This window comes from Enterococcus camelliae (assembly GCF_042685105.1).
GTDB lineage: Bacteria > Bacillota > Bacilli > Lactobacillales > Enterococcaceae > Enterococcus_G > Enterococcus_G camelliae.
In genome coordinates this window covers 23,097-48,351 of record NZ_JBHUMO010000023.1, presented here as the reverse complement: position 1 = coordinate 48,351, position 25,255 = coordinate 23,097, and the positions used below count along the sequence as shown (strand labels likewise).

General features: G+C 37.6%; 24 protein-coding genes. 23 read left to right on the top strand and 1 reads right to left on the bottom strand.

Translation table 11 applies throughout. The features are described 5' to 3' along the window. Window positions 1–62 precede the first annotated feature (62 nt). Window positions 63–809, bottom strand: a complete 747-nt coding sequence (locus ACFSR0_RS03685; RefSeq protein WP_379980023.1) for a hypothetical protein — start codon at window positions 807–809, stop codon at window positions 63–65. Window positions 810–1,260: 451 nt separating this feature from the next. Here ACFSR0_RS03685 and pdhA point away from each other — a divergent pair, with 451 nt between their 5' ends. The 23 genes from pdhA to ACFSR0_RS03570 all read left to right on the top strand — a co-directional run bounded on the left by pdhA (window position 1,261) and on the right by ACFSR0_RS03570 (window position 25,241). Then, a complete protein-coding gene (gene pdhA, locus ACFSR0_RS03680) occupies window positions 1,261–2,367 on the top strand; it encodes a pyruvate dehydrogenase (acetyl-transferring) E1 component subunit alpha (protein ID WP_379980021.1) in 1,107 nt (368 codons plus the stop codon). Between the two features lie 2 nt (window positions 2,368–2,369). After that, window positions 2,370–3,347 carry an alpha-ketoacid dehydrogenase subunit beta gene (locus ACFSR0_RS03675; RefSeq protein ID WP_379980019.1) on the top strand — a complete coding sequence of 326 codons (978 nt, stop codon included), beginning with the start codon at window positions 2,370–2,372 and terminating at the stop codon, window positions 3,345–3,347. A 24-nt stretch (window positions 3,348–3,371) separates the two neighbouring features. Continuing rightward, window positions 3,372–4,997: a dihydrolipoyllysine-residue acetyltransferase gene (locus ACFSR0_RS03670; protein WP_379980017.1), complete on the top strand. Its 1,626-nt coding sequence runs from the start codon at window positions 3,372–3,374 to the stop codon at window positions 4,995–4,997. A gap of 7 nt (window positions 4,998–5,004) precedes the next feature. After that, window positions 5,005–6,411, top strand: coding sequence for a dihydrolipoyl dehydrogenase (gene lpdA, locus ACFSR0_RS03665; RefSeq protein ID WP_379980016.1), 1,407 nt, complete (start codon window positions 5,005–5,007; stop codon window positions 6,409–6,411). Window positions 6,412–6,516: 105 nt separating this feature from the next. Next, on the top strand, window positions 6,517–6,813 hold the full coding sequence (locus ACFSR0_RS03660; protein ID WP_379980014.1) for a UPF0223 family protein: 297 nt from the start codon (window positions 6,517–6,519) through the stop codon (window positions 6,811–6,813). After that, entirely contained in the window at window positions 6,801–7,571 is a 771-nt protein-coding gene (locus ACFSR0_RS03655) for an inositol monophosphatase family protein (RefSeq protein WP_379980012.1), read from the top strand. Before ACFSR0_RS03660 ends, ACFSR0_RS03655 begins: the two co-directional genes overlap by 13 nt. A gap of 96 nt (window positions 7,572–7,667) precedes the next feature. After that, entirely contained in the window at window positions 7,668–9,500 is a 1,833-nt protein-coding gene (typA, locus tag ACFSR0_RS03650) for a translational GTPase TypA (RefSeq protein WP_379980010.1), read from the top strand. Between the two features lie 149 nt (window positions 9,501–9,649). Continuing rightward, window positions 9,650–9,946: a DUF1507 family protein gene (locus ACFSR0_RS03645; RefSeq protein ID WP_379980008.1), complete on the top strand. Its 297-nt coding sequence runs from the start codon at window positions 9,650–9,652 to the stop codon at window positions 9,944–9,946. Window positions 9,947–9,949: 3 nt separating this feature from the next. After that, window positions 9,950–11,116 (top strand): FtsW/RodA/SpoVE family cell cycle protein, encoded by a 1,167-nt coding sequence (locus ACFSR0_RS03640; protein WP_379980006.1) that lies wholly within the window; start codon window positions 9,950–9,952, stop codon window positions 11,114–11,116. 35 nt (window positions 11,117–11,151) lie between these two features. Next, window positions 11,152–14,580 carry a pyruvate carboxylase gene (locus ACFSR0_RS03635; protein WP_379980004.1) on the top strand — a complete coding sequence of 1,143 codons (3,429 nt, stop codon included), beginning with the start codon at window positions 11,152–11,154 and terminating at the stop codon, window positions 14,578–14,580. A gap of 16 nt (window positions 14,581–14,596) precedes the next feature. Next, entirely contained in the window at window positions 14,597–15,739 is a 1,143-nt protein-coding gene (locus ACFSR0_RS03630) for a CAP-associated domain-containing protein (protein ID WP_379980002.1), read from the top strand. Further along, entirely contained in the window at window positions 15,736–16,161 is a 426-nt protein-coding gene (locus ACFSR0_RS03625) for a YlbF family regulator (protein WP_379980000.1), read from the top strand. Before ACFSR0_RS03630 ends, ACFSR0_RS03625 begins: the two co-directional genes overlap by 4 nt. After that, the gene (locus tag ACFSR0_RS03620; protein WP_379979998.1) at window positions 16,151–16,501 is read left to right on the top strand and encodes a YlbG family protein; all 351 of its coding nucleotides are present in this window, start codon (window positions 16,151–16,153) and stop codon (window positions 16,499–16,501) included. Before ACFSR0_RS03625 ends, ACFSR0_RS03620 begins: the two co-directional genes overlap by 11 nt. 131 nt (window positions 16,502–16,632) lie before the next feature. After that, window positions 16,633–17,187, top strand: a complete 555-nt coding sequence (rsmD, locus tag ACFSR0_RS03615; protein ID WP_379979996.1) for a 16S rRNA (guanine(966)-N(2))-methyltransferase RsmD — start codon at window positions 16,633–16,635, stop codon at window positions 17,185–17,187. Between the two features lie 5 nt (window positions 17,188–17,192). Beyond that, window positions 17,193–17,672 (top strand): pantetheine-phosphate adenylyltransferase, encoded by a 480-nt coding sequence (gene coaD / locus ACFSR0_RS03610; protein WP_379979994.1) that lies wholly within the window; start codon window positions 17,193–17,195, stop codon window positions 17,670–17,672. Between the two features lie 6 nt (window positions 17,673–17,678). Beyond that, window positions 17,679–18,725 (top strand): SepM family pheromone-processing serine protease, encoded by a 1,047-nt coding sequence (locus tag ACFSR0_RS03605; protein ID WP_379979992.1) that lies wholly within the window; start codon window positions 17,679–17,681, stop codon window positions 18,723–18,725. 62 nt (window positions 18,726–18,787) lie between these two features. Then, complete coding sequence (locus tag ACFSR0_RS03600) at window positions 18,788–19,174, top strand: DUF1149 family protein (RefSeq protein WP_379979990.1); 387 nt, start codon at window positions 18,788–18,790, stop codon at window positions 19,172–19,174. A gap of 11 nt (window positions 19,175–19,185) precedes the next feature. Continuing rightward, the gene (locus ACFSR0_RS03595; protein ID WP_379979988.1) at window positions 19,186–19,560 is read left to right on the top strand and encodes a VOC family protein; all 375 of its coding nucleotides are present in this window, start codon (window positions 19,186–19,188) and stop codon (window positions 19,558–19,560) included. A 282-nt stretch (window positions 19,561–19,842) separates the two neighbouring features. Then, window positions 19,843–22,026, top strand: coding sequence for a Tex family protein (locus ACFSR0_RS03590; RefSeq protein ID WP_379979986.1), 2,184 nt, complete (start codon window positions 19,843–19,845; stop codon window positions 22,024–22,026). Beyond that, a complete protein-coding gene (locus tag ACFSR0_RS03585) occupies window positions 22,019–22,459 on the top strand; it encodes a SprT family protein (protein WP_379979984.1) in 441 nt (146 codons plus the stop codon). The genes ACFSR0_RS03590 and ACFSR0_RS03585 overlap by 8 nt, the downstream gene beginning before the upstream one ends. 158 nt (window positions 22,460–22,617) lie before the next feature. Beyond that, the gene (gene murC, locus ACFSR0_RS03580) at window positions 22,618–23,952 is read left to right on the top strand and encodes a UDP-N-acetylmuramate--L-alanine ligase (protein ID WP_379979982.1); all 1,335 of its coding nucleotides are present in this window, start codon (window positions 22,618–22,620) and stop codon (window positions 23,950–23,952) included. Between the two features lie 145 nt (window positions 23,953–24,097). Further along, window positions 24,098–24,571 (top strand): MaoC family dehydratase, encoded by a 474-nt coding sequence (locus ACFSR0_RS03575; RefSeq protein ID WP_379979980.1) that lies wholly within the window; start codon window positions 24,098–24,100, stop codon window positions 24,569–24,571. After that, window positions 24,564–25,241, top strand: coding sequence for a Bax inhibitor-1/YccA family protein (locus ACFSR0_RS03570; protein WP_379979978.1), 678 nt, complete (start codon window positions 24,564–24,566; stop codon window positions 25,239–25,241). Before ACFSR0_RS03575 ends, ACFSR0_RS03570 begins: the two co-directional genes overlap by 8 nt. The last annotated feature ends 14 nt before the right edge of the window (window positions 25,242–25,255 follow it).

Here is a 25,255-nt window from a genome sequence, read left to right as displayed (position 1 = left end):
AAATCTCCTTATTGATTGTGTTGGAACTTCAATAATACACGATTTTTCGCTATGACGTTTTTTTATTGCTTGAAAGTGGCTAAGTTCATCTTACAATGAACCAAAAAATAATCAACAAAATTTGTGCGTTCAATTGGAAATTCTGTTAATAAGTCAATCAAAAGTTCTAATGAATGGTAGTTATGTTTATTTCTTAAAGAATAGGTAAGAGACTGACCATAGGAAAAATGGGGATTTTCCAGTAAAGTTTTAATTGCTAGTTTAAAGTGAATTGGAAAGGAAAGTGGCAAAGATACCGATAGTTTGTTTCTATAAACTTCAATCAGCGTTCTTTCCAACGAAATCACAAAGTAAAAATACAGCCAGTTTGATTCACATTTCTCTTTTGTTGGTTTTGTCAATCTATTTTGATTTGTCAAGAAATCAAGAATATTGTGTCTCGCTTTTGATAAACTTGAAACGGCAAATGGATAATCAAGAGCGATAGCTACTAATTTTTCATTTTTTTGAAAAACGACTTGTTCGAGCATGATTAACTCAGGAACTTCTTCTAATACATGTTGATATAGTTGAAAAACAGGCTCGAGACTTGTGGTGTCAATTGAAATAATTCCTTCTGAAATAGTAAAGAGTGGCGTCGCAATCAATTGATTCATCATCCCGATTCTTTTTTTTAAAACGTCATAACTTAGTCCCAGGTATGTCGCAAGATGGGTTCCTTTGCAACTAGTTGGGCCAAATCGAAAGTAGTTTAGAATGGATAAGTAGTCACAAGTAGCGTTTGTGAAGATGGAAGCCAAATTCTTCATAAAAGATCTCCTATGGTTGTTATATAATAGATTATCATCTGTATTAAATACAGTTTTATAATAACTAATGTTATCATAAAAGAACAAAAATAGTAATATCTTTTTGTATTTTCTAGGTTAGAAAAAAAGAAATAAATTGATTTTTGTTCAGAAATAAGAAAGTAAAAAAAAGAAATTACTCACATAAAAATTAAAAAAACTGTTACTTATTACAAAAATCGTTGTCTTATTAAGATTTTATCAAATGTGAAAATTATCACTATTTTTACAATGGTTTAAGGAAAAAGAATTATTCTAGAATAATGAATGCGAAAACATTTTGCTTGTTTTTCTCTGCTAAAAATGATAGGTTATACCTGTGAGTCAGAAATATAGTAATACAGGATATGATTCTGTTATACACGCTGACAAAGAATCGCAAAAAAGATTTCAGAGAGGAAAGTGTGACAAGATGGCAAAGAAAAAAACAATTGACTTTGAAGCTTTGTTAAAAGATATCAATGCTGATTTTCCAACTTATCAAGCTTTGGATAAAGATGGAAATGTTGTAAATGAAGCTTTAGTACCAGATTTAAGTGATGAGGAACTCGTTGAGTTGATGACTCAAATGGTTTGGTCACGGGTACTTAATGAACGTTCAACTGCATTGAATCGTCAAGGACGTCTTGGTTTCTTCGCTCCAACTGCAGGACAAGAAGCAAGCCAATTAGCTAGTCATTTTGCGTTTGAAAAAGAAGATGTACTTTTACCAGGATATCGTGATGTACCACAATTAGTCCGTCATGGATTACCTTTAAAAGAAGCATTTTTATGGTCAAGAGGACATGTTGCAGGAAATCTTTATCCTGAAGAATTGAAAGCTCTACCACCGCAAATCATTATTGGTGCGCAATACGTTCAAGCAGCTGGTGTTGCTTTGGGCTTAAAGAAACGCAACAAGAAAAATGTTGTCTTTACTTATACAGGTGATGGTGGTTCTTCACAAGGTGATTTTTATGAAGCAATTAACTTTGCAGGTGCTTACAAAGCCAATGGCGTGTTTTATATCCAAAATAATGGTTTTGCTATTTCAACACCACGGGAAAAACAATCAGCTGCGACTACACTAGCTCAAAAAGCTGTTGCTGCCGGTATTCCAGGAATTCAAGTTGATGGGATGGATGCACTTGCGGTTTATACAGTATCAAAATTAGCACGTGATTGGTCAGTAGCTGGTAATGGACCGGTCTTAATTGAAACATTAACGTATCGTTATGGTCCACATACATTGTCTGGGGATGATCCTACTCGTTACCGTTCAAAAGAATTGGATGACGAATGGTTGCAAAAAGATCCATTAATTCGCTTCCGTAAATATTTAGAAGCAAAAGGATTATGGTCTCAAGAAAAAGAAGAACAAGTGATTGAACAAACAAAAGAAGAAATCAAAGCAGCTATTGCGGAAGCGGATAAAGTTCCAAAACAAAAAGTTTCAACTTTCTTGAAAAATATGTTTGAAGTTCAACCACAATCAATCAAAGAACAAATTGCGTTCTATGAAGCGAAGGAGTCGAAATAAAGATGGCACAAAAAACAATGATTCAAGCAATCACAGATGCCCTAGCTCTTGAGTTAGCTAACGATGAAAACGTCCTAGTTTTTGGTGAAGATGTTGGTAAAAATGGTGGGGTATTCCGTGCAACTGAAGGACTACAAGAAAAATTTGGTGAAGATCGAGTTTTTGATACACCTTTGGCAGAATCTGGTATTGCTGGTTTAGCGTTTGGTTTAGCTTTAGAAGGCTTCCGACCAGTTCCCGAACTACAATTTTTCGGATTTGTTTTTGAAGCAATGGATGAAGTTGTTGCTCAAATGGCTCGTACTCGTTACCGGATGGGTGGCACTCGTAACTTGCCAATCGTTGTTCGTTCACCATTTGGTGGTGGCGTTCATACACCGGAACTACACTCAGATAACTTAGAAGGATTAATCGCACAATCCCCTGGTATTCGGGTTGTCATCCCTTCAAATCCTTATGATGCAAAAGGGTTATTGATTTCATCTATTCGAAGCAACGATCCCGTTGTCTTCTTAGAACATATGAAATTGTATCGCTCATTCCGTGAAGAAGTTCCTGAAGAATCCTACGAAGTTCCATTGGACAAAGCAGCTGTAACACGCGAAGGAAAAGACGTGTCTATTATTACGTATGGTGCAATGGTACGTGAAGCAGTCAAAGCTGCGGATAATTTAGCAAAAGAAAATATTCAAGTGGAAATTATTGACTTGCGTACGGTAGCTCCTTTAGACATTGCAACGATTATCGCTTCTGTTGAAAAAACAGGTCGAGTTGTTGTAGTCCAAGAAGCCCAAAAACAAGCAGGTGTTAGTGCTCAAGTAGCGGCAGAAATTGCTGAACGAGCAATTCTTTCTTTAGAAGCCCCAATTGGTCGCGTAGCTGCTCCTGATACAGTCTTTCCATTTGGCCAAGCTGAAAATGTTTGGTTACCAAATGCAGCTGATATTGAAGCAAAAGTGAAAGAAATCGTAAACTTCTAACGTAGTCAGAAAGGACGAAAAAAAATGGCATTTCAATTCAAATTACCAGATATCGGAGAAGGTATCGCAGAAGGTGAAATCGTTAAGTGGTTTGTAAAACCAGGCGATACAATCAATGAAGATGATACTTTATTAGAAGTACAAAATGATAAATCAGTTGAAGAAATCCCTTCACCAGTTACTGGTACGGTAAAAAATATTATCGTACCAGAAGGAACGGTAGCCAATGTTGGCGATGTCCTAGTAGAAATCGATGCACCTGGACATGAAAATGATGCTCCGGCAAGCGCAGCTCCTGCTCAAGAACAAACACCAGCAGCACCAGCAGCGTTACCAGAAGCAGGTGCAAGCGAAGGTGTCTTCCAATTTAAATTACCAGATATCGGAGAAGGTATCGCAGAAGGTGAAATTGTGAAATGGTTTGTAAAACCAGGTGACACAATTAATGAAGATGATACTTTATTAGAAGTACAAAATGATAAATCAGTCGAAGAAATCCCTTCACCAGTTACTGGTACAGTAAAAAATATTATCGTACCAGAAGGAACGGTAGCTAACGTAGGTGATGTTTTGGTAGAAATTGATGCGCCTGGTCATAACTCAGCACCAACAACTGCTGCAACACCAGCTGCTACAACAGCATCTGCTGTAGCAACTCCTTCAGGTAGTGCGACAGTAGTTGAAGCATCAGATCTAAACAAACGTGTTTTGGCTATGCCTTCAGTACGCCAATTCGCACGTGAAAAAGATGTAGATATCACGTTAGTTCCTGCTACTGGAAAAGGTGGCCGTACAACACAAGCTGATATCGAAGCTTATCTTGCAGGTGGCACAACTGCAACTGCGTCTGTAACGAAGGCAGCTGAGGAAAAACCAGCAGCAACTACAGCAGCACCAGCCGCTGAAAAAGTAGCTCCTGCAAAACCATTCTCTTCAAATCTAGGCGAATTGGAAACACGTGAAAAAATGACGCCAACTCGTCGAGCAATTGCAAAAGCAATGGTTAATAGCAAACATACAGCTCCACATGTTACATTACATGATGAAGTTGAAGTTTCAAATCTTTGGGATCAACGTAAGAAATTTAAAGAAGTTGCTGCAGCAAATGGCACGAAATTAACATTCTTACCATATGTCGTTAAAGCATTGACTGCAACTGTGAAGAAATATCCAGTTCTGAATGCATCAATTGATGATGCAGCTCAAGAAATAGTTTACAAACATTACTATAATATTGGGATTGCAACAGATACTGATCACGGTCTATATGTGCCGAATGTAAAAGATGCTGACCGCAAAGGCTTATTCGCCATTGCTGATGAAATCAATAGCAAAGCTGCATTGGCTCATGAAGGAAAACTATCAGCTGAAGATATGAGAAATGGATCAATTACAATTAGTAATATTGGTTCAGTCGGTGGTATGTGGTTTACGCCAGTTATTAACTACCCTGAAGTGGCTATTTTAGGTGTCGGAACAATTGTGCAACAACCAATTGTGAATGCTGAAGGAGAAATTGTCGTTGGTCGCATGATGAAATTATCATTAAGCTTTGATCACCGTATTGTTGATGGAGCTACAGCGCAAAAAGCAATGAATAACATCAAGCGTCTGTTGGCGGATCCAGAATTGTTATTAATGGAAGGATGATAAACAAATGGTAGTTGGAGATTTTGCAATTGAATTAGACACAGTTGTGATTGGTGCTGGACCTGGTGGCTATGTAGCTGCCATCCGTGCCGCTCAATTAGGGCAAAAAGTAGCAATTGTTGAACGAGAATATATTGGAGGCGTTTGTTTAAACGTTGGTTGTATCCCATCGAAAGCGTTAATCTCTGCTGGACACCACTTTCAAGAATCATTGGATTCTACATTATTCGGCGTTACCGCTGAAAATGTTTCTTTGGATTTCACGAAAACCCAAGAATGGAAAGACAATGGAGTTGTTCACAAATTAACTTCAGGGATTGCTATGCTTTTGAAAAAGAATAAAGTGGAAGTACTTGATGGTGAAGCATTCTTTGTGGATGATCATACCTTAAGAGTTATGCATCCAGATTCTGCTCAAACGTATTCTTTCAATAATGCGATTATTGCCACTGGTTCTCGTCCAATCGAAATCAAAGGCTTCAAATTTGGTGGCCGTGTACTCGATTCTACTGGCGGATTGAACTTAAAAGAAGTGCCTAAGAAATTTGTCATTATTGGTGGCGGAGTAATCGGTGCTGAATTAGGTGGCGCATATGCGAACTTAGGATCAGAAGTAACTATTTTAGAAGGTTCACCACAAATTTTACCTACTTATGAAAAAGATATGGTTAAACTTGTTGAAGCTGAGTTTAAAAATAAAGGAATTACTGTCGTAACTAAAGCAATGGCGAAAGAAGCAATTGATAATGGAGACAGTGTTACTGTGAAATATGAAGTTGATGGCAAAGAACAATCTGTTACGGCTGATTATGTAATGGTAACCGTGGGTCGTCGTCCGAATACAAATGACATGGGCTTAGAGCAAGCAGGAGTTGAAATAGGTGAACGCGGCTTAATTACCGTTGATAAACAAGGTCGCACAAATGTTAAAAATATTTATGCGATTGGCGATATCGTACCTGGGGCTGCATTGGCGCATAAAGCTAGTTACGAAGCAAAAATTGCTGCTGAAGCAATTTCAGGCAAAAAAGTTGCTGTTGATTACAAAGCGATGCCTGCCGTTGCCTTTACGGATCCAGAATTAGCATCTGTTGGAATGACAATTAACGAAGCAAAAGAAGCTGGACTTGAAGCAAAAGCATTCAAATTCCCATTTGCTGGAAATGGTCGTGCTCTTTCGTTAGGAAAAACAGAAGGCTTTATTCGTTTGGTTACTACCATTGAAGATAATGTTATCATTGGGGCACAAATTGCTGGTATCGGCGCATCTGATATCGTGTCTGAATTGGCTTTAGCAATTGAATCAGGCATGAACGCTGAAGATATTGCATTGACAATTCATCCACATCCATCTTTAGGTGAAATTGTTATGGATGCATCTGAATTGGCATTAGGTTTACCAATACACGCATAATCTACTACTAAAAACACTAGTCAACTGAAAAGTTGATTAGTGTTTTTTTGCTTTTTTTTCAAAAAAAAATTATAGTTAGAGAAAAAGAAAGTCATGAGGTTAAAAATGAAACAGAATTATGAGTATCCTTTAAATTTTGAGTGGAGTAAGGAAGAAATGGTGCAAGTCATTTCCATGTGGAATGAAGTAGAAAAAGCATACGAAACTGGGGTGCAAGTATCCTCTCTCTTGGAAACGTACGATGCTTTTAAGAAAGTCGTGCCATCGATTGGGGAAGAAAAAAAATTAGGTAGACAGTTCGAAGAATGTAGCAACTACTCTTTATACAAAACAATCAAAGTAGCAAAAGAAAAACAAAAAGGATTGCTAAAAATGGGGAGTGATAACAAGTGCAAATTTTAATTGCTGAAGTGAAGTCGTGGATGTACGAGGCTGCAAAATACATCAAGGTTGCATTGGCTGATAATAATTTAGTGGTATGCACGAAGTCAGATCGTACCGATTTGGTGACAAATATTGATAAAGAGACACAGAATTTGCTCATTGAAAAAATAAAAAATTTTGATCCGACCGCCAAAGTTTTAGGGGAAGAAAATGATCAAAATCATTTAACTGATTTGACGGGAAGAGTATTTATTATTGATCCAATTGATGGCACAATGAATTTTGTTTTGGAACAGGAAAATTTTTGTATTATGATAGCGGTCTACGAAAATGGGCAACCATCATTAGGGTTTGTTTACGATGTGATGCGAGATATGTTTTTATGGGGAGGTCCTTCAGTTGGGGTATACAACAATGATTGTCGAGTGAATCCCCCTTTGAATAAGGCGGTAGAAGAAGGATTGTTAGGAGTCAATGCAGGAATGTATGGTACAAATTATGTTCATGCTAGAGAAATTGGCAATCTCGCAATGGGCGTACGGATGACTGGGTGCGCTGGCGTGGAATTAATTGCCCTAATTCTCGGTAAACGTATTGGCTATCTTTCTCATTTAGCACCTTGGGATTATGCAGCGGGTGGCGTGTTATTAGAGACACTTGGCTTAAAGATGAGCAATGTTCGAGGGGAGAAGCTTAACCTCCGTGATCGTGAATTTTTTGTTGCAGGAACACCGAAAGCCTATGATGAAATATTGGAAATGCTTCGAAAAGATTAAAAAGTAAGACAATTGAAAACTTTCTACTATGTTTCAAGTTCTTTTTCTGGTATAATAACTCGTTGAGTCAAAGCCAAAATTAAAGGAGCAATTACATTGAAGTATAGAAATGATATTCGAAATGTTGCGATTATTGCCCATGTCGACCATGGAAAAACAACTTTAGTTGATGAATTATTAAAGCAATCGCACACATTAAACGCAAGAACCCAATTACAAGAACGTGCGATGGATTCTAATGCCATTGAAAAAGAACGTGGGATTACTATTCTGGCAAAAAATACAGCTGTTGAATATAACGGAACCAAAATAAACATCTTGGATACACCTGGACACGCGGATTTTGGTGGCGAAGTTGAACGGATTATGAAAATGGTTGATGGGGTTGTCTTAGTAGTAGATGCTTACGAAGGAACAATGCCTCAAACGCGTTTTGTTTTGAAAAAAGCATTGGAACAAAACGTGACACCAATTGTTGTTGTAAATAAAATTGACAAACCATCAGCAAGACCAGAACATGTAGTTGATGAAGTTCTTGAGTTGTTCATCGAGTTAGGTGCGGATGACGATCAATTAGATTTTCCAGTTATTTATGCATCTGCTCTAAATGGAACATCTAGTCTGTCTGATAACCCAGCTGACCAAGAAAAAACAATGGCTCCAATTTTTGATACGATTATTGAGCATATACCTGCACCTGTTGATAACAGCGATGAACCTTTACAGTTTCAAGTTTCTTTACTAGATTATAATGACTATGTTGGTCGTATTGGAATTGGTCGTGTCTTTCGTGGAACCATTCGTGTTGGGGACCAAGTAGCATTAATGAAACTTGATGGTGAAGTAAAACGATTCCGCGTAACCAAGATTTTTGGTTTCTTTGGACTACAAAGAGAAGAAATTCAAGAAGCTAAAGCAGGTGATTTGATCGCTGTATCTGGGATGGAAGATATTTTTGTCGGGGAAACAGTGACACCATTTGATCACCAAGATGCTTTGCCAATCCTTCATATTGATGAACCAACCTTGCAAATGACCTTTTTAGTAAACAATTCACCATTTGCTGGTCGCGAAGGGAAATGGGTAACCGCTCGTAAAATTGAAGAACGTTTGATGGCGGAATTGCAAACAGATGTTTCGTTACGTGTAGATCCAATTGGACCAGACTCATGGATTGTTTCTGGACGTGGAGAATTGCATTTGTCCATTTTGATTGAAAATATGCGTCGTGAAGGATTCGAATTGCAAGTTTCTCGTCCTGAAGTCATTGAACGTGAAGTTGATGGTGTAAAATGTGAACCATTTGAACGCGTTCAAATTGATACTCCTGAAGAATATATGGGTTCCATTATTGAATCTTTGGGAACACGTAAAGCAGAAATGCAAGACATGATTCATACAGGCAATGGCCAAATTAGAATTATTTTCTTGGCGCCTGCAAGAGGATTAATTGGCTATACAACAGAATTCTTATCAATGACACGTGGTTATGGAATTATGCACCACACCTTTGATCAATACTTACCAATGATTGATGGCCAAATTGGTGGACGCCACCATGGTGCATTGGTTTCAATTGATACGGGGAAAGCTACAACGTATTCAATCATGAATATTGAAGAACGGGGAACAGTTTTTGTTGAACCGACAACGGAAGTTTACGAAGGCATGATTGTCGGTGAAAATTCACGTGATAATGACTTAACTGTCAATATTACGAAGGCAAAACAAATGACCAATGTACGTTCAGCAACCAAAGATCAAACAGCAGTAATCAAAAAGCCAAGAATTTTGACTCTGGAAGAATCATTAGAATTTTTAAATGATGATGAATACTGTGAGGTAACTCCAGAAAGTATTCGTTTGAGAAAACAAATTCTTAATAAAAATGAACGTGAAAAATCACAAAAGAAGAAAAAACAAGCCTAAGCCATTTGCTTGTTTTACTTAAACCTTATTTCATTGAAATAGGGTTTTTTTGCGTAAAAAAACAATGAAACATACTGGAAAGTGAAAAGACAAGTCTTTCTTTTCTAAAAAATATGCTATAATATTGAAATTAGATAGGAGGAGATTGCATGGAAACCGTAACTCCAGAAATGGCCAATTCATTATTGATGAAAGAGGCAAATCGTATTCGCTTATTGATAAAAAATCAAAAAAATAGCCAGTGTATTTCGCAGTGTAAGGCCTTTGAAGAGGTCGTAGATACACAAATGTATGGTCTGTCACGGCAAGTTGCTTTTGCGATTCAACTTGGTATTATTAGTGCTGAGATTGGGCATCAAATTTTAACTGGTTTGGAACGTGATCTGAATTATTTATATACGGAAGTTTACGAAGATCAAAAGATAAATGAGGGCAAGGAGGTTTAGGGCTTGCCGAAAAAAATTAAAAAAAGGCATTTGTTAGATTTACATATTTTTCTACCCTATGTTGCCTTGTGTATCATCGGTTTAATGATGGTTTATAGTACGACGTCATATAATTTACTGGAAGAAAATAAAAATCCCGCCAAGCAGGCAATTTTGCAATTAATTTTCTGGTTTATCAGTTTGATTTTAATGATGGTTATTTATCGAATCAAAACCAAGGTTCTAAGTAAAAAAATTTTTGGAGATATAGCTTTGGCTGTTATCACGCCGTTAGTATTGGTTGTCGTTTTTTTCTTTAAACCAGTCAATGGCTCTTATGGCTGGATTCAATTGCCCGGGATTGGTACTTTGCAACCGGCGGAATTTTTGAAGTTTATTGTAATCTGGTTCCTAGCTATTCGAATTACCAAGCGGAAAGATGCTATTTTACATTTTGAAGAGAATCCTATTCGGACCTTATTTACTATCGTAGCACCTGTTCTTGTGCAGATTTTAATTTTGGTTTTTTATCCTGACTGGGGGAATATGATTGTTTTAGGAATGGTGGTTGTCATTTTGCTGCTTTCTAGTGGAATAAACTATCTCTATTCTGTTTTTACGGGCACAGGACTTTTTATATTAGCTTGGCTTGCAATCAAACTTGTTCCAACGCTGGGGGGGACTATATTACCAGCTCACGTAGTTTCACGTTTTAAAATTTTTCAAAATCCTTTTTTGGATGAATACGGAGCTGGTCATCAGGCTATTCACGGCTACTATGCTATGTTTAATGGTGGATTATTTGGCAGAGGATTAGGCAATAGTATTCAAAAGAAAGGGTTTCTAAGTGAAGCTCAAACCGACTATGCTTTTGCCATTGTTGTTGAGGAATTAGGAATGATCATGGCTCTTGTCATTTTGGGTTTATTATTATATATGGTAGCGAGGATTATTTTAATCGGAATACGATCAACAGATACGTTTAATTCATTGATGTGCATTGGAATTGGGGCTCTTTTTCTCATTTCAATTTTTGTCAATTTAGGAGGTATTACCGGAATTATTCCTTTGACTGGGATTACCTTTCCATTTATCAGTCAAGGTGGTTCAAGTTTGTTAATGTTTTCTATAGCGGTCGCATTTGCATTAAATATCAGTGCAGATGAAAAAAAGAAAAAGCTTCAACTATAAAAAGTGAATTGGTTATTCAAAAAGGAGAGGTTTTCATGAAAAAGGTTCTTGTGGCAAATCGGGGAGAAATTGCTGTACGTGTATTTCGAGCGTGCTCAGAATTAGGAATTAAAACGGTGGGTATTTATGCTACTGAAGATGAATTTTCAATGCACCGTTTTAAAGCGGATGAAGCATATGTTGTCGGTGTGGGCAAAAAACCAATCGATGCTTATTTAGATATCGAAGGGATTATTCAAATCGCAAAAAATTCTGGCGCAGAGGCAATTCATCCTGGCTATGGTTTTCTATCAGAAAATCTAACTTTTGCCAAACGGTGTGAAGAAGAAGGGATTATTTTCATTGGGCCCTCTGTCCACCATTTAGATATTTTCGGAGATAAAATCAAAGCCAAAGAAGCAGCGATTGACGCAGGCATCCAATCTATTCCAGGTACGGACGGTCCAGTCGAAACGGTTGAAGAAGTACAGGCTTTTGGCGCACAGTATGGCTATCCAATTATGATCAAGGCTGCGTTAGGTGGTGGTGGTCGAGGTATGCGCGTTGCCCACAATGATAAGGAAGCAGCAGAAGGCTACCAACGAGCAAAGAGTGAAGCAAAAGCCGCTTTTGGAAATGATGAAATCTATGTTGAAAAATATATCCAGGATCCTAAACACATTGAGGTTCAAATTTTAGGGGATGTAAATGGAAATGTGATTCATTTATTTGAGCGTGATTGCTCTGTTCAACGACGTCATCAAAAGGTTGTAGAGGTTGCACCATGTGTTTCAATGAGTCCACAACAAAGAGAAAAAATCTGTGCTGCCGCTGTCCAACTAATGAAACATATTGGCTACATCAATGCAGGCACAGTCGAATTTTTAGTCGAGGGGGACGACTTTTACTTTATTGAAGTGAACCCACGTGTTCAAGTAGAACATACAATTACGGAATTAATTACCGATGTTGATATTGTTGCAACTCAGATTCTAATTGCTCAGGGAAAAGATTTACATAAAGAAATTGGTATCCCTCATCAAGCAGGCATTACTTATCGAGGAGCAGCTATTCAATGCCGTATCACAACGGAAGACCCATTGCATGACTTTTTACCTGATACAGGCAAAATTGATACGTATCGCTCACCAGGTGGTTCAGGCGTTCGTTTAGATACAGGAAATGCATATGCTGGAGCAATAGTGACACCCTATTTTGACTCGTTATTGGTTAAAGTATGTACCCATGCACTTACCTTTGATGCTGCTATTCAAAAAATGGAACGTTGCTTACGTGAATTTCGAATTCGTGGTGTGAAAACCAACATTCCATTTATGATAAATGTTGTTAAGCATCCTGCATTTCGATCAGGAGAACTAAAAACAACGTTTATTGATACAACACCTGAGCTATTTTTGTTTTCTCGAGTACGTGACCGTGGCAATAAAACTATGAAGTATATTGGTGAAATTACCATTAATGGGTATCCGGGGATTGAAAGACAAGAAAAACGGTATTATCCAAATCCAAGACAACCTCAGAAAATTTTGACTACGTTGCCGGGTATTTCGCCAAAACATCTGCTGGATCAAGAAGGTGCAGACGCAGTTAGTCGATGGGTAACAGAACAAAAGTCTGTTTTGTTGACAGATACTACATTCCGAGATGCTCACCAAAGTCTTCTTGCAACAAGAGTACGAACAAGAGATATTGTGAGCATAGCAAAACAAACAGAAGAGGCAATTCCTCAATTGTTTTCTAGTGAAATGTGGGGCGGAGCAACCTTTGATGTTGCGTATCGCTTCTTAAATGAAGATCCTTGGGAAAGACTTCGTTTGATACGAAAAGCGATGCCTAATACACTATTACAAATGCTATTCCGAGGCTCAAATGCGGTGGGTTATAGTAATTATCCTGATAATGTGATTCGTGAATTTATTAAAGAATCTGCCAATCAGGGGATTGATATTTTTAGAATTTTTGACAGTCTAAATTGGGTACCACAAATGGAGCAAAGTATTTTAGCCGTCAGAGATGCTGGTAAAATTGCTGAAGCTACTATTTGTTATACGGGTGATATTAATGATCCTAAGCGGGCGAAATATAGTGTGGCTTATTATAAAGAGTTGGCGAAAGAGCTTGAAAAATTGGGCGCTCATATCATTGCAATTAAAGATATGGCTGGCTTATTAAAACCAAAAGCAGCATACCGTCTGATAAGTGAATTAAAAGAAGCTGTGTCTATTCCAATTCATTTACACACGCATGATACAAGCGGAAATGGCATTATGACCTATTCAGAAGCAGTGAATGCAGGTGTCGACATTGTTGATGTTGCAATGAGTGCGATGAGCAGCAGCACCAGTCAGCCAAGTATGAGTAGTCTTTATTATGCGTTGGTGGATGATCAACGGGTTCCTGAATTGACCATTGAAAATGTTCAGCAAGTGAATCATTATTGGGAAGATGTTCGTACCTATTACCATGCGTTTGAAAATGGGGTTAGTGCACCACAAACTGAAGTTTATATGCACGAAATGCCAGGAGGACAATATTCAAACCTACAGCAACAAGCAAAAGCTGTTGGACTAGGCGATAAATGGGATGAAATCAAAGAAGTTTATCACCATGTAAACCTCATGTTTGGTGATATTGTAAAAGTTACGCCTTCTTCAAAAGTTGTCGGGGATATGGCCCTTTTCATGGTTCAAAATAATTTAACAGAAGAAGATATTTATGAAAAAGGCGAAGAGTTGAGCTTCCCTGAATCAGTCATTCAATTTTTCCAAGGTGAATTGGGTCAACCAGTTGGTGGATTCCCAAGAAGATTGCAAAAAATTATTTTAAAAAATCGTCAACCGCTAACAGAACGTCCAGGTTTAATAGCGAAATCGGTTGATTTTGAAGAAATTAAAGCTGATTTAGCTGAAAAAATTGGCTATGAACCAGCAAATGAGGAAGTCCTAAGTTACATTATGTATCCGCAGGTATTTTTAGATTACCGTAAAGCATATGAACAATTTGCGGATATCAAAGTGTTGGATACCCCAACTTTCTTTGAAGGCATGCGACTAGGCGAGCGCATAAATGTTCAAATTGAAAAAGGAAAAGTTCTTATTATTCGGTTGGATGAGATAGGCGAACCTGATATTGAAGGCAATCGAACGCTCTTCTTTAATCTAAATGGTCAGCGTCGAGAAGTTGAAGTGCACGATGCATCAATTTTAAGTACTGCGAAGAAACGTCGAAAAGTCGAGCCAACAAATAAAGAGCAAATTGGAGCAACTATGTCCGGATCAGTTTTACAAGTTCTTGTAAAAAAAGGTGATCGAGTGAAAAAAGGTGACAGTTTAATTGTGACTGAAGCCATGAAGATGGAAACTTCGATTGAGGCTCGTTTTGATGGAACGGTGGAACATATTTACGTTGATGCAGGTGATGCCATTACTTCTGGTGACTTATTGATTGAAGTCTCAGAAAAATAACATTGGAGGAGAAGGGATGAAATATCGTAAACTAGTATTTATCGGGATGCTAATCTTGGCCTTTGTCTTTGTATATGGTCAACCAATTGTATACCCATTGTATTCATCCCAGTTCGTCTCTCCTGCTATACAGCCACAAACCAATACACAACAACATCTCAAGTCAACAAACCTTACCTATGAGACCATCCCATCCTCAGGGTTTGCGAATTATATTGGGAAAAATTTTGACACATTGCAGGCAAATTATGGTGAGCCAGTAGAGACAATTTCTACTGGCTACTCGTATGATATTCATCTATACAATGTGACAAAAGAAAGTGGCTATATGGAAGTTAGTACAATTGATCAAAAAATTGTGGGAATCAAATTAATTGAGCCCAAGGAAAAAGAGATTGAACCTTTCAAAAATGGCATGACCATGAATCAATTGACAAAAGTAACAATGATTTATCCCAATTTTACAATGAAATATGAAAATCAATTGGTGAATATTGAACTTTCTGAAGAAGACATGAATTATCGCCCATTAATTGGTTTTGATAATGGTTCATTCGTTATCTTATTTTTTGATCAAAATACGAGCAAATTATACAGTATGATGTATTTATCAGAGGAGTTACTTTTAAGGTTACTTCCATATGCAACCTCTGGGGAAGTTCTCCCTAATTTTGTGGAAGAAAAAGAAGCAGACTGGCAAGATTTGAACACAAAAAAAGCCCAATTTGCACGTAACTCACTGACGATACTTAGAAAACGGGAACAACTGCATTCGTATATGGCTAATTCAGAATTGCAAGCAACTACAAATAACATGTTAGCAGATTTTTTGGCACATCCAGAAGATAGCTTAACTACTCAGCGTGTCCAATTGTTGCAACGTATTCGGACGGGACAGACGAAAGATCACTTTATTCTGAATGATGAAGAGATGGGGGCGCTGATGCAAAAGTATTCCTTATCACAAACCCAAGGATATTTGGAATTACCTGTTTACGATCCGACATTTACCCTTCTTTCATGGTATAGTAACTCGTTTTTACATCAAAAATACATGCAAGAAAAAGATGAATCGTTGGGCATTGCATTTTCAAAAGAAAATATGTTAGTCTTATTGAAAGAAAAACAAAATACAAGTAAGGAAAGTAATGAGCCATGATTTATAACCAACAGTTTTATCAAATTGAAACCCAAATGGAGCAGCTAACCACTACTCTCATAAACAGTTCGTTCTTTCAAGAGTATCTTTCTTCAAAAAGAAAGCTAACGCAATCAGATGAGGTACGCCAGTTACAAGCATCCTTTTTAGAGTCGAAGCGCTCTTTTGAAGAAATTGAGCAATATGGTAATTATGCGCCTGATTTTAAACAAAAAAGAAGAGAACTTCGACAAGCAAAGAGGGCACTCGATTTACACGATGAGGTGAGTGAGTTTCGTTTTCAAGAAACACAGCTTCAAACCATTTTGGATGAAATCTGTGTATCATTAGCTGAAACGATATCAAGTGATATTAAGGTTGATGCTGGTAGTCCATTTTTTACTGGCCATTCTGGATGTGGAGGTAGTTGTCATGCAAGTTAATAACAATCAAGATTTGTTGTCAGTCGTACCAAGAAGAGGATTAGTTGTTTGGATGTATTCTTTGCGCCAAGTGCGTAATTTACGTAGATATGGAACAGTCTTATACATTTCAAAACGAATGAAGTATGCACTTGTTTATCTTAATGAGGCCGACTTTGACCAAAATAGTGAAAAAATTGAACGGCTACACTTTGTTCGTAAAATCGAAAAGTCGTATCGCCCGGATATTGAAATGAATTTTGCTGAAAAGATTGGTACAAAGCGAGCATTTCAGCCAAATGATGATGGATTTGAAGTAGAAGAAAAGAATACTCGGATTCGCTTAGCTGAAAATGTTTAAAAAAGCGCGGATGTTCATAGGTTATCAGTTTAAACTAGCAGACAAATTTTTGGAAGGATGCGTTCTTGCTGAAAACACTGCTTTTTTTAGCTGATAGCTTTTTTTGTAAAAAAATAAAGGGGGATTTCGGAGTGCGCGTTATCTCAGGAACATATGGTGGAAGAAAATTAAAGAGTCTTCCAGGAACAAATACAAGACCGACAACGGATAAAGTGAAGGGAGCCATCTATAATATGATTGGACCCTATTTTGATGGTGGGAATGTTCTTGACTTATTCGCTGGAAGTGGTGGTCTGGCCATAGAGGCTGTTTCACGAGGCATGAATCGAGCAGTTTGTGTGGATAGAAACTATCAAGCAATGACTGTAATTAAACAAAATATAGAAATGACAAAAGAACCAGAAAAATTTGTTTTATTAAAAATGGACGCCAACGCGGCGCTAAAAAAACTGGCTACAGAAGAGGAAGTCTTTGATTTAATTTTGCTTGATCCACCCTATGCCAAGCAAGCCATTGTTGAAGAAATTGAACGAATGGACCAATTAGGATTGGCTAATTCAGCAGCAACCATTGTCTGTGAAACAGATAAATCAATTGAGTTACCTCAAAGAATTGCCCAATTTGAAATGAAAAAGCAACAAGTTTATGGTACAAGTAAGATAACCATTTATCGAAGGGGAGAATAAAGACAATGTCTGAAAAAATCGCACTTTTTCCTGGAAGTTTTGATCCAATTACACTTGGCCATGTTGATTTAATCGAACGAGCTGCCCACTTGTTTGACAAAGTTTACGTTGGCGTTTTCCCGAATACATCAAAGCAGTCCTTTTTCTCTATGGAGGAAAAAATGACGCTTGTTCAACAGACCCTACAAGCCTACCAAAATGTGATTGTGGTCTCTCAAGAAAAAGACCTAACAGTAACGTATGCAAAAAAAATTGGAGCGAATTATCTTATTCGGGGAATTCGCAATAGCAAAGATTTTGAATATGAAAAAGACATTTATGTGTTGAATCAACATTTAGATCGTTCAATTGAGACAGTATACTTTCTGGCTAATCCCAAATATGAACACATTAGTTCAAGTATGTTAAAAGAGATTTTGACATTTGGTGGAGATATCTCAAGTTTTTTACCAACTGTTGTGAATCAATATATTGAAAAGAAGTGAATCAATTTGAAAAAGAAAACTTGGTTAAAATTTAGTCTGTTCTTTGTGACTCTTTTGGTTGTATTAGGAATTGTTGTTGTACCAATCCCTTATTATATTGAACAGCCAGGTGCAACGATTAATTTAAAGGATTTAATCACTGTGAATCAAAAAAAAGATGAGCAACCCGGCTCTTTCTCTTTGACATCTGTGGGCATTCGGCAAGCAACAGTTGCTTCGGCACTAGCATCAAAATTTTCTGACTTTGATGAATTGGTTTCAGAGAAGGATTTAATGGGCTCAGCATCTAGTGAAGAATACAATCAAATTCAACAGTATTATATGCAATCTGCCCAAAATAATGCTGCGGAGCAAGCCCTAAAATTGGCAGGTATGGACTATTCGATGAAGTACAAAGGTGTCTATGTTATGTCGGTTGAAAAAAATTCGAGTTTCTACGGAGTCATTCAAATCGGCGACACCGTTACAGGAGTTGACGGCAAGACTTTTGAGAATAGTCAAGCATTCATGAAGTATGTTCAATCACAGAAGGTTGGTCAGACAATGGTCGTTACCTATACGCATGAAAATGAATCGAAGACGGCTTCTGGCAAATTGATTCAGTTGCCGACAACCAAAAAAGCAGGCATAGGCATCTCTTTAGTTGACCACACGGAAATCGAAACGAGTCAAGCAATTGAATTTCATGTAGAAAATATTGGGGGCCCATCGGCTGGATTAATGTTTACCTTAGAGATTTATCAACAATTAACTGGCAAAGATTTACGTCATGGCAAAATAATTGCTGGTACGGGTACAATTGACGAGACTGGAACAATTGGCAGAATCGGTGGAATAGATAAAAAAGTTGCCAGTGCAAGTAATGAAGGTGTCGAAATTTTCTTTGCTCCAGATGATGACATTACAGCAGCTGAAAAAAAAGTGGATCCAACGATTCAATCAAACTATCAGGAAGACAAAGCAGCAGCTAAGAAATTAGATACAAAAATGAAAATTGTACCTGTAAAAACACTAAAAGATGCCGTTGATTATCTAAATGACTTGCAAGATTGACAAATTTTGCATTTTTTTTACAATTCATATGCTAAAATATAGAGACAGAGGAGCTGAAAAATTTGGATATACGTAGACAAAAACCAATAGTTGAAAGTTATCATTATGATATGAAAAAACCTGAAGAAGAAGTTGAAACCAAGCTAAATGTGGGGTTTATGCCACTCACCCCTCCAGATGCTGAGTATCCAAAAGAAAATAGTATTATTGGTGCACGTTTGGAATTTACTATCGCTTTTCCTGAGTTCGTTTTAACTGGAGCGGTTGGTCAAATCAACCACATTGTGAATCAAACCATTTTAAAGGCTGAAGATATTTCAAGAGAAGAAGCGGATTTACTTGTAGCACCGTTATTCGATATTGTAAAACGACTCACTTATGAAGTAACCGAAATTATTACGGATGAACCAGGGATAGACTTGAATTTCAATTCGCAAGATACAGAGTAAGGAGTAAAAAAATGATTTCAAATGATATGGAAATTATGTTGTATGTCGATAATGTCACCACGTCAAAAATGTTTTGGGAAGCATTGGGTTTTGTGACGATTGACGTTCAGGAGTTAGACGGAACAATGGTGGTTGAAATTGCACCTAGTCAAGATGCCGAAGTTCATTTTGTTTTATATGAACGTTCTTTTATTGAAACGTATTCTCCCGAAGTTGCGACAAATTCACCATCAGTCATGTTTCAAACGAAAAATATTGAAGCATTTTATCGAAAACTTTTGACATTGGATGTTGAAGTGGGGGAATTGATTCAATTAGATGATAGCAAATTACTTAATTTTGCTGATCCCGATGGCAACTATTATGCAATAAAAAGTCACAACTAGAAGAGGTGAGCGATGAATCAGCTTTGATTTATGGCTCACTTTCTTTTGAAAATGAAATGAATTAGTTTTTAAAAAAACTAATTAAACAAACGTTACTCCCAACACAATAGCAAGTATGTAGGGGAACTTAATGAATCACTTGTTGAAAATAGGATGAGTTATACACCGAAAACGACTTTTCGCAGTTTTCGTTTTTTAAAAAACCTTTAGTTGTTTTTTTAAAAAACGAGAACTTGTGTGTTACCGATATATCTTGTTTAAGAAAGGAAATGAATACAGTCAATGACCATAGCCCATGAAGAAGCAATTATAAAAAATTTAAGTCAGTTTCAGCCTAAACAGGTGCGGACTGTTTTAAATCTTTTGGCAGAAGGCAATACGGTTCCTTTTATTGCCCGGTATCGAAAAGAAATGACAGGTTCCTTGGATGAAATTCAGATTAAAGAAATCGAGGACCGCGCGCGAGCCATTGAGAATTTAGAGAAAAGAAGACAGGAAGTTCTCCTAAAAATTGAAACCTTAAATCAACTGACACCTGAATTACAAAAAGCCATTGAACAAGCGGAAACCTTGCAATTACTGGAAGATTATTATCGTCCTTTTAAACAAAAAAGAAGGACAAAAGCGACCATCGCAAAAGAAAATGGATTAGAACCTCTTGCTAACTGGGTAAAGACCTTTCCGTTAAATCAGTCACTTGAGGAGAAAGCAGCAGAATTTTTGAATGAAAAGGTACCAACCGTTGAAGAAGCCATAAATGGTGTTCATGAACTATTGGCGGAGGAAATAGGGGACCATGCGGAATTTCGAAAATGGATTCGTTCTTATACTATGAAGAATGGTCTTTTTGTTAGTCGGGTAAAAGATGAATCTGCTGATGAGAAAAAAACCTATGAGATGTATTATGATTTTTCTGAACCCTTTCGCAAAATGGTCTCACATCGAGTGTTGGCAACAAACCGCGGTGAAAAAGAAGGAATTTTACGAATCACTATTGCCGTAGATGAAAACTCAATTTTCTCATACTTAGAAAAGCAAGTAGTAGTAAATAGTCGCTCTTCAGTCGGAAAGTATGTTCAAGAGGCCTATCGAGACGCATACAAACGTTTTATTCAACCTGCGATTGAACGAGATTTACGTAATGAACTGACGATGAAAGCGGATGAACAAGCCATTCATGTCTTTGGTGAGAACCTAAGAAATCTATTGCTTCAGGCTCCATTAAAAGGAAAAGTTGTAATGGGATTTGATCCAGCTTATCGCACGGGGTGTAAATTAGCGATTATAGATCCAACGGGAGCAGTATTGGCAATTGATGTCATCTATCCCCATGCTCCAGCCTCTCTAACGAAAAGAAAAGAAAGTGAGCATCAATTTCGGGATTTAATTCAGCAATATGGTGTTGAAATGGTTGCAATCGGGAATGGGACTGCAAGTAGGGAATCGGAGCAATTTGTTTCAGATCAATTAAAACTTTTGGATAGAGAAGTCTATTATGTCATTGTGAGTGAGGCTGGTGCATCCGTTTATTCTGCAAGTCCCGTTGCCCGAGCGGAATTTCCAGATTTGCAAGTGGAACAAAGAAGTGCAGTTAGTATCGGACGCAGATTGCAAGATCCATTAGCAGAGCTTGTTAAAATTGAGCCAAAAGCAGTTGGTGTAGGTCAATATCAACATGATGTTTCACAAAAAAAGTTGGCTGATGAGCTGTCTTTCGTGGTTGAAACTGCAGTCAATCAAGTGGGCGTTGACTTGAATACCGCAAGCGTAGAACTTCTAGGCTATGTAGCTGGCTTAAATAAAACCACCGCGCAAAATATTGTTATCCTTCGGCAACAAACGGGTGAATTTACGGAACGGAAAGAATTAAAACAGGTCCCACGCTTGGGCCCAAAAGCCTATGAACAAGCTGTTGGTTTTTTGCGTATTCCCCAAGGAAAAAATATTTTGGATTCGACAGGGATTCACCCAGAAAGTTACGATTTAGCAAAGAAGATTCTAGCTACTGTTCATCTGACTGAAGCTTCAGTTGGGACAAAAGAAGCGGCCAATCTTTTGAAGCAAATCGATCAAAAAGCATTGGCGAATGAATGGGAAATTGCACTTGTGACCATTCAAGATATCATTCATGGTTTGTTGCAACCTGGCAGAGATATGCGTGATGAAATGCCAGCGCCGCTCTTGCGTAAAGACGTGTTGACAATTAACGATTTAACTGAGGGAATGGAATTGAAAGGAACCGTTAGAAATGTTGTCGATTTTGGTGCTTTTGTTGATATTGGCGTCAAACATGATGGACTGGTTCATCTATCAAAACTTAGTCAAAAATTTGTTAAAAAAGCCAGCGAAATCGTTGCAGTTGGGGATATTGTGACAGTTTGGATAGAGCAAGTGGATGTTTCGCGTGAAAGAGTTAGCCTTACAATGATTCAACCAGTAAAGGGTGAAGCAAGTCGGCATGACTAATGAAGAGTTGCAAGTTTTGGTTGAAAAGCTATCAATTGATTGGTTTCATAGAGAATTCCAGCACCTTGCCATATTTAATGCTCGATTACAGACGACAGGCGGGCGCTACCATCTAAATGATCATCACATTGACATTAACCCAAAATTGCTTGACTTTGATGATCAGCTGAACCTGATTGGTGTGATTAAACACGAATTGTGTCATTATCATTTGCATTTAGCAAACGAAGGTTATCGGCATCGTGATGCAGCATTTAAGCATTTGCTAACAGCAGTTGGTGGATTGAGATATGCCCCCAAGTTTCCAAATGAGTCACCTGAATATTCCTATGAATGTTTGCATTGTCATCAATTGTATATTCGAAGACGCAAAATTGATACGAAACGTTTCCGTTGTGGAAAATGTCGAGGCGAATTAATCAAAAAAAGATAAAACATATAAGTTGTTGTTTTATGGTTCTTAAGGGAAACCCGTTGCTATTTTTTTTAAACTGTAAGATAATAAGCAACGGTTATACAATGCTCATCGCATGTTACCCAAGAGGCAAGTGAAGCGATGGAATGGATTTTTTTACAGAGAGGATATTTATCATGAAAGATCAAGAAACGTTGTATCATTTTGTTGGCATTAAAGGTTCAGGAATGAGTTCATTGGCGCTCGTTCTGCACGAAAAAGGTTACCGTGTTCAAGGATCAGATGTTCCAACTTATTTCTTTACACAAAGAGACTTAGAAAAGGCAGGAATTCCGATTTTTGATTTTAATGCAGATACAATCAAAAAAGGGATGACGGTGATTGCAGGGAATGCCTTTCCAGATAGCCACGAAGAAATCGTCCGCGCCAAAGAGCTTGGATTAGAAGTGATTCGCTATCACGATTTTCTAGGACAGTTCATTCAAAATTATACAAGTATTGCTGTGACTGGTTCTCATGGAAAAACGAGTACGACGGGCATGTTAGCGCACGTCTTATGCGGCATTCGACCAACCAGTTATTTAATTGGAGATGGGACTGGACATGGTGATCCAAATGCGGAATTTTTTGCTTTTGAAGCCTGCGAATACCGACGTCATTTTCTAGCTTACTCTCCTGATTATGCGATTATGACCAATATCGACTTTGATCATCCAGATTACTATAAGAGCATAGAAGACGTTTTCGATGCGTTTCAAACGATGGCTCATCAAGTGAAAAAGGCAATCTTTGCCTTTGGGGATGATGTTTATTTACGTAAATTAAAAGCAGATGTTCCTATTTATTATTATGGTATCAATGAGAATGACGATGTTCAAGCACGCAATATTCAACGTACAACAGAAGGGTCATCGTTTGATGTGTACTTCCATGATACGTTTGTTGGTCATTTTGTGTTACCAGCATTTGGTCAACACAATATCAATAACGCTTTAGGGGTTATCGCAACAGCGTATTTAGAAGAGTTTGATATGGCAGAGGTTGCAAGAGAAATGCAAACTTTTGGGGGAGTCAAACGGCGGTTTACTGAAAAAAAAGTAGCCGATATGATTATCGTAGATGATTATGCGCATCATCCTGCTGAAATCCGAGCAACGATTGATGGGGCGCGTCAAAAATATCCAGATAAACAAATTATTGCCGTCTTTCAACCTCATACATTTACAAGAACAATTGCATTATTGGATGATTTTGCACAAGCACTCGACTTGGCAGATGAAGTTTACTTATGTGATATATTTGGATCTGCACGTGAAACAAAAGGAAACATAAAAATTGAAGATTTGGGCGCAAAAATTCATAAGGGCGGAAAAGTCTTGTCCGAAGAAAACATGTCACCATTACTGGATTATAAAGATGCCGTCGTTATCTTCATGGGGGCGGGCGATGTTCAAAAATTTGAACGCGCATATGAAGAATTATTGAGCAAAACAACCAAAAGTGCTCGTTAGTTAAGATAGCAACGTTTCACTGCCTTTCCTCTTTTCGGTTTTTTAAGAGGAAGGACAGTGTTTTTTTCATTCTCGAGGAGTCGAACTTGCACTTTTTTCGCCTTTTGATAGAATATAGAAAATGAGTATTTGGAGGAAGAACATTTTGAATATTGGTAAACCGAGAAAGCTTGGAAAAACGATTGATCAGATTGAGGAAGGTGACTCGCTTTCTTTAACAGAGTCGATAGAGGATAATCAGCTTTTACTATATCTGGGCTTAACAAATGATGCAAATCCACTCTACATTCAACATGATTATGCTCAAACAACAAGCTATGAACGTCCGATAGTGCCTTCGATTATGTTAATGGGGATCGTGACAAGTGCTATTTCAAAGCATTTACCTGGTCCTGGATCTCACGTCGTGAATTTTTCGGTTAATTTTATTGCACCAGTTTTTCATTATGAAACACTAACATTTGATTTTGAAGTGATTAAGGTGGACAACCGAAAAGATGTTGTAACTATTTCAGTTGAAGCCGTAAATAGTGAGAAACAGCGAGTGTTAGATGCCGTTGTCATGGTTCAACCACCAGTAACAACAGATTTGGAAAGTGAGGAATCAATCCATGAATAATACGTACACTGAAACAACGAGTTTAAATCGATTTTATGGGAAAGTATATGGTTTCTTTTCTATGGGGTTAGCGATAAGTGCGTTAGCCGCTTATTTATCTATTAATATGTTTCGCGAACAAGTTTTTTCCTTTTTAAAAAATTTTCCACTTGGAATAACAGGAATTTGGTTAGTTGAATTTGCACTAGTGATTGTTGTTAGTGCCAAAGCACAGAAAAATCCTTCATTAACCATTGCCGGATTTATCGTCTATGCCTTGCTCAACGGCTTTACGTTGTCGGTTACGCTTATGCTGTATTCGCAAGCAAGCATTGCGTTGGCGTTCGCAACAGCGACACTGACATTTGTCGGTATGTCACTGTACGGGATGTTTACCAAACGCGACTTGAGTAGAGTTGGACAATTGGCAATTGGGTTACTTTGGGGTGTGATTATTGCAACTTTGCTGAATTTCTTTTTAGCAAGCTCTGCTGTCAATTACTTTCTTTCTTATATCACTGTATTAATATTCATTGGGTTGACCGCGTATGATAATCAACAAATACGCAAATTGTATGCCGCTTCCCAAGGTCAAGATCAAACGGGGTTAGCTGCATTTATGGCCCTACAATTGTATCTTGATTTTATTAATCTTTTCCTATCATTGTTACGAATTTTTTCTAGAGATTAAAAAAGAGCATTCGC

Excerpts from the sequence above, each read along its gene's own strand:
- ACFSR0_RS03685 (WP_379980023.1), bottom strand. The coding sequence starts at position 809 with ATGAAGAATTTGGCTTCCATCTTCACAAACGCTACTTGTGACTACTTA.
- pdhA (WP_379980021.1), top strand. The coding sequence starts at position 1,261 with ATGGCAAAGAAAAAAACAATTGACTTTGAAGCTTTGTTAAAAGATATC.
- ACFSR0_RS03675 (WP_379980019.1), top strand. The coding sequence starts at position 2,370 with ATGGCACAAAAAACAATGATTCAAGCAATCACAGATGCCCTAGCTCTT.
- ACFSR0_RS03670 (WP_379980017.1), top strand. The coding sequence starts at position 3,372 with ATGGCATTTCAATTCAAATTACCAGATATCGGAGAAGGTATCGCAGAA.
- lpdA (WP_379980016.1), top strand. The coding sequence starts at position 5,005 with ATGGTAGTTGGAGATTTTGCAATTGAATTAGACACAGTTGTGATTGGT.
- ACFSR0_RS03660 (WP_379980014.1), top strand. The coding sequence starts at position 6,517 with ATGAAACAGAATTATGAGTATCCTTTAAATTTTGAGTGGAGTAAGGAA.
- ACFSR0_RS03645 (WP_379980008.1), top strand. The coding sequence starts at position 9,650 with ATGGAAACCGTAACTCCAGAAATGGCCAATTCATTATTGATGAAAGAG.
- ACFSR0_RS03635 (WP_379980004.1), top strand. The coding sequence starts at position 11,152 with ATGAAAAAGGTTCTTGTGGCAAATCGGGGAGAAATTGCTGTACGTGTA.
- ACFSR0_RS03630 (WP_379980002.1), top strand. The coding sequence starts at position 14,597 with ATGAAATATCGTAAACTAGTATTTATCGGGATGCTAATCTTGGCCTTT.
- ACFSR0_RS03625 (WP_379980000.1), top strand. The coding sequence starts at position 15,736 with ATGATTTATAACCAACAGTTTTATCAAATTGAAACCCAAATGGAGCAG.
- ACFSR0_RS03620 (WP_379979998.1), top strand. The coding sequence starts at position 16,151 with ATGCAAGTTAATAACAATCAAGATTTGTTGTCAGTCGTACCAAGAAGA.
- coaD (WP_379979994.1), top strand. The coding sequence starts at position 17,193 with ATGTCTGAAAAAATCGCACTTTTTCCTGGAAGTTTTGATCCAATTACA.
- ACFSR0_RS03595 (WP_379979988.1), top strand. The coding sequence starts at position 19,186 with ATGATTTCAAATGATATGGAAATTATGTTGTATGTCGATAATGTCACC.
- ACFSR0_RS03590 (WP_379979986.1), top strand. The coding sequence starts at position 19,843 with ATGACCATAGCCCATGAAGAAGCAATTATAAAAAATTTAAGTCAGTTT.
- ACFSR0_RS03585 (WP_379979984.1), top strand. The coding sequence starts at position 22,019 with ATGACTAATGAAGAGTTGCAAGTTTTGGTTGAAAAGCTATCAATTGAT.
- murC (WP_379979982.1), top strand. The coding sequence starts at position 22,618 with ATGAAAGATCAAGAAACGTTGTATCATTTTGTTGGCATTAAAGGTTCA.
- ACFSR0_RS03570 (WP_379979978.1), top strand. The coding sequence starts at position 24,564 with ATGAATAATACGTACACTGAAACAACGAGTTTAAATCGATTTTATGGG.